Origin of the sequence: Streptococcus mitis (genome assembly GCF_002096815.1) — a bacterium.
Classification (GTDB): domain Bacteria; phylum Bacillota; class Bacilli; order Lactobacillales; family Streptococcaceae; genus Streptococcus; species Streptococcus mitis_AD.
Genome location: NZ_NCVJ01000009.1, coordinates 1 through 5434, shown reverse-complemented (window position 1 = coordinate 5434; position 5434 = coordinate 1). Strand labels below are relative to the sequence as shown.

2 protein-coding genes and 2 pseudogenes are annotated in these 5434 nt (G+C 38.7%); all 4 read left to right on the top strand.

Annotation, left to right across the window (positions count from 1 at the left end):
• Positions 1-1038, top strand: a pseudogene (locus B7696_RS10285) (cell division protein FtsK); the annotation flags it as partial.
• 63 nt (positions 1039-1101) lie between these two features.
• A complete protein-coding gene (locus B7696_RS00085; protein ID WP_084861457.1) occupies positions 1102-1776 on the top strand; it encodes a hypothetical protein in 675 nt (224 codons plus the stop codon).
• 4 nt (positions 1777-1780) lie between these two features.
• The gene (locus tag B7696_RS00080) at positions 1781-4327 is read left to right on the top strand and encodes an SA1320 family protein (RefSeq protein WP_084861455.1); all 2547 of its coding nucleotides are present in this window, start codon (positions 1781-1783) and stop codon (positions 4325-4327) included.
• Positions 4328-4472: 145 nt separating this feature from the next.
• Positions 4473-5434 (top strand): annotated as a pseudogene (locus tag B7696_RS00075) (FtsK/SpoIIIE domain-containing protein); the annotation flags it as partial.

The following is a 5434-nucleotide window of genomic DNA, read 5'->3' as shown; positions in this document are numbered from 1 at the left end:
ATCTTGGTGCGCATCTCTCGTGAAGGTCTCAGCATTGGGGTACATCTCTTGATGACAGCGGGTCGCCAGTCCAACCTTCGTGCTCAACTCTACTCCAACTTCAAGCACCAGTTGAGCCTACCACAAAATGAAGCTAGTGAAGTGCGGACGATTGTGGGCTCTACACCCCTTGCCATGACCATGGAAGACATCAAGGGACGGGCTCTCATGAAGCGTGAAGACGTGGATGTCATCCAGCTGGCACTCCCAGTCTCTGGAGACAACGAAAACCAAGTCCTCAATAACCTTCGTCAGGAAGTGGCTTCCCTCCAAGAAGCCTGGACAGGACAGCGCCCAAGTGCCATCCCGATGGTACCAGAGGAGTTGACAGAGAAAGACTTCTATAGTCGAGCCAGCGTGCAGACTGCCTATGAACACGGTCTCGTGCCATTAGGACTTGACTTGGATACAGTTGAGCCCGTTACTTGGAATCTGGCTAAAGGCAATCTTCTCTACCTAACAGATAAAGAAGAGCAGATGGTGACCTTGGTGAAACACATTACCAAAGGGAAACAGAAGGTCATCGTCTTGGCGCCGAAACTTTCTAAACTCAATCTTGAGAGATTTGGGGAAGAAGTCATTTATGAGGATGAGATACAAAACATCGAAAATAGGCTAGAGCTTCTTGAATCGGAACTTCATAAACGACATCAAGAAGGATTAAAGGAACATGTAGTTACCGTTGTTCTTTATAATATCACAGAAATAATTGGGAATTTAACACCTGTAGCACAAAAGAGACTAGAGTTTATCTTTAAACAAGGTTTACTAGCAGGCTATGCTTCAATTGTTATTACGAACCAAAGTATTTCTCGTAATATAGAGGCTCCGTTACGCCTAGCAAAAGGTTTCAAACAAGCTTTGATTAGCATGAGACTCAATGACCAAAACGTTGTACCCGTCGCAAAGAAACCTCTAAGAGAGACTATGTTAGAAAATCAAGTTCATTATTTTGTTTGTGAGAGCACATACATTAAGATCAAGGCTTTGATGCGCTAAACGCTTGATTAAAGGGGCAATCACGAATCAATAGTGAACATTATAATCGCGGAGTAAAGAAAGATGAAAAAAATAAAAATAATTTTATGGTTAATGATAGGAGGAATTATACTTATGACAGCATCGGTATTGAATGGATGTAGTTTGGGTGGTGAAACCATTCCCAAAAACAGGACAAAAGAACAGTACGAATTCGAAAAAACGTTTGAACCCATGTTTAAATTTTTAGAACAAGACAAGAAGGACTTTACTGGACTAAAGTCATACACTAGTGATGTTTATATAAAAAATCAAGCTGAAGTCAAAAAGTACGAAGTGGACTTAGATATTAATCAAGCTGACATTAAAGGTGATTACACAATAACACTTGGCGAGGAGAAAGAAACTGTTCCAGTTACTTACTCTAATGGTAAACTAAATTATGAGTCTGAGATAAATCCTTTATTTGATGAGGAAGTTTTAAATTTAATAGTTTCAAGAGATTATTTCGCTTCCTTAGATGTGAAAAAAACATTTAAGAGCGCAGAAACTGAATTGAGTGATATTATTTACCAGTCAGAAAATCAATCTGAGTTATATAAAAAAATAGTGGAAAAGTATAACCTTCCTTCTGACACAAAACTTTCAGTTAGTCTTGGATATGCTTACTATGACAGATACGATATCCTACTAAGTATAGAATCTAAAGAAAAATTGGTTCAAATCAGTGCTGCATTTTATTTAGTGAAAGGAAAGTGAATTTATGAATTCAATCGAGAAAAGTAATAGGCGAGTGGAAGTGTCAGCTAAAATTTCAGATTATGTTTATGAGTATGAAAAAGATTATACTTTTCGGAATCCTCAGAATCCACTTAAAACTACTGAAAAGCTCATAAAAGAATCTTATGGAGATTCTGTAAAAATCGTAGACAAAATGTACGATTCAGATTCGGGTGTTGCTGCTATTGCTGTTTACGATGATCTGACAAAGGAGACCTATATCTCATACGCTGGAACCAACATGGATGCTGATGGTCATAAGGATATAATTGTAGATGCAGCGATTGGATTAAATGATACTTTGTACCTGAAAGAAAAGAATAAACCAGCACTTGATTTCTATGATAGAGTAGAAGCGAGTGGCCGTTATATTAGCACAACTACTGGTCACTCTTATGGAGTGTTTCAGAGCGGGAGAGTGGCATTAGAAAGACAAGTTCCTTATAATATTGGCTATCAAGGAGCACCTCAGTCAGTAAATGGGAAGACTGCTCAAGAGATGGTTGCGGATGGTGACTCTTCTATACTAAAAGCGTTTAATATTTTAGATAAATTAGTACACTCTGCGGCTGACGGTAATGCGATTATAGGACCATATTGGAAGTATCTCTCTCGCTTAAAGGCTACCTCTCCTGAGGAAGTTAAAGCTGCTAAAGAAGAGGCAAAGCGAATTGAAGAGTTGAAAAAAAATTATAAAGGATCCTCTGTGACATTTTCTACAACTCGAGATTTTTTAACGAATCTTGTCTGGGCTCAAGATGGGAAGGAGATTTCCTTTGGAGGACAGGTACTAGATAATAGCGCATACGAAACACTATTGGATAATAATACTTCAACATTGTTGAATATTTTAGGAATTACTAGAGAAGCCAAGTATCCTGAAAATGTTGTTGCGATTGATCTACCGATTCATCATAATATGACGAAGTACAGAGAAAATGCTGAAGCTATGGAATATACAAAGCAAGTAGTTTTAGAACAGTTATTTGCGGTTGATATAGATGGCGATAGTTTATTAGATTTTGCAGTGACTCCAGAGAATACAACAACTCGAGATTTGTTGAAAAAGTATGGTGACTCAAAAGAAATTCGCTTAGATACAACATCTATGAGAATTTTAATCACAAATCTGGAATCTAGTTTAGGACATGCGGAAGATTTGTTAGAAGTAGTTCAGCGTACAAGTCAGGCAAATGAAAATGTTATGAATAATTTGTCGAGTCGTACAAACAATCTAAAAGAAGCCGTCTTCCAGCATTTACAATCAATTAGTTTGATTGAAGCTATTCAAAAGATAGATAATGCTTTCAGTACTTATGATGGCATGAAAGAAACGTTTAAAACACTTAATGCGTATGATCCCTATGATTTTTCTAGGAATTTTGACTGGTTCGGCTTTAGTGGCCTAAACGACTATTTTTATAGTAATGGAAATAATTTTAACCATGGAGCAATTGCATCAAAATTATATAGTGCAAAGTTTAATAGTGAGTTGACTCTTCTTGATATTGAAGTACATAAAATGACTTCAAAAGGTAAATCTGAAGGTAATATTTGGGCTGAATCAGCCACCTCTACTTACTTGGGTGTAAGAGGTGCAGAACTAGTCAATTCGTTTGAAGGAATGATAGAAAAAAGCACGACAGGATTAGATAAACGTTCCCATTTTGGCGATGGAATACCACAAGCTGTGAATGAAATTTTAAAAGTGTTGGAACAAAATATCCAAACAATCATTCATTGCATCTCCTATACTATCCATGTAGCTATAATTATACAAACTGCTTTAGAGCAAACAGATAGAGGCTTGGCTAGAAATATAGATACACTAGATTTTAGTTCAGTTCCAGATGTTAATACTAGTGTTTCTCAGGACTATAATACTTACTTAGAAGAAAGTGGAATATTTGATGATCGTGATGTTATTAGTGCTTTTGATGATCAGATAGATGTGAGGGCTGAGGATCTAGCAAATCAGATGTCTACGTCTTTTAGCAGTTATTTAGATAGTGCAAAAAGCTATATTCAAAACACGAATAAAGTTATAAATACCTCAAGAGATAATTTAAAAGATCTTATCAATGATTTTCCTACTGAAATTTATTATAAGAATAAATTTGACGATAAGGACGATAAAAAGTTTTATGGTACTGTGGAGTCCGAGATTTCAATATCGGGTACAATTCGAACAGCTGCTTCAGATATTGATATTTTGGATATAGATTTGACCACAGCAGCTACAACAATAAATCTAGTTGTGTCGATGTTGGGAGGTTTCAAGCCTGCATTCAGGAATGGGATGGAGGATGCATTTTATGGAGCAGCTGAATTGAAAGGTGTTGTTCGTGCTCAAAAAGCAGTTGGTGCAGTTGTGAAATCTTTGCAGATTCGGTTTACAAATTTCAAGAGTGATTTAGAGAGTCTGGCATCGGGTGCTGCGGTACAGGCGTTGGGATATAAACTTGGAGACATGACAAATCTCATGGGTAATGTCAGTCATGTGATTGATGACTGCTTTGGGGACAGTTAATTAGTCAGATATACTAAAAAGTGTTCACTTCTACAATATTTGAATATCCACCTGGATTATTTTCAGGTGGTTTTCTTTTTATTATTCCATAATGTATTCAGTTTTCTTATAATATCTCTCTTATGGTATAATGAATTAAAGCTTTTTCATCATCTCAGATGAGTTCGCAGAGCTCAAGGTTAACCAGCCCGACTTTATCAAGAAGTTGGTATCTATTGCGCGTGTCGGGCGTTCCCTCGGGGTTCACTTGATCCTAGCTACTCAAAAGCCATCAGGTGTGGTGGATGACCAGATCTGGTCCAACTCTCGCTTTAAGATTGCCCTTAAGGTTGCAGATCGTTCGGACTCCAATGAAATGCTTCATACACCGGATGCGGCCGAGATCACTCAGACGGGACGCGCCTATCTGCAAGTCGGAAATAATGAAGTCTATGAGCTCTTCCAGTCAGCCTGGTCAGGTGCAGATTACCAGCCAGAAAAGGATGATATGGGAATTGAAGACCATACCATCTATCTGATCAATGAATTGGGGCAATATGAAATCCTAAATGAAGACTTATCGGGCTTAGAGGATGCGGACGAAATCAAGGAAGTTCCGACAGAGCTAGATGCTATTGTGCACAATATCCATCTCCTATGTGAAGAACAAGAAATTCCTCCAGTACCACAGCCATGGTTGCCACCACTTAAGGAGCGCATTGCGCTAGAGGAGCTGGAAGAAGTGCAACCAGTAATAGCCTGGGCACAAGAGAAATCACTCTCAATTCTACTTGGAATGGCAGATATCCCGCAGGCTCAGAAGCAGGAAGCCGTCTCTATCAATCTCGCCAAGAACGGACATGTCCTTCTCTATGGAAGTCCGGGTACCGGGAAGACAACCTTCCTTCAGTCTGCAGGTATGGACTTGGCTCGTAAGTTCAGTCCTAAGGACCTTACCATGTACTTGATGGACTTTGGGACCAATGGTTTGGCTCCATTGTCTAAGCTTCCTCAGGTAGCTGATACCATGTCTCTGGACCAAACGGAGAAGATCTCTAAGTTTGTACGAATCATGGAGAAAGAACTCAACCGCCGTAAGAAACTGCTTGCGGACTATGGAGTTGGGAC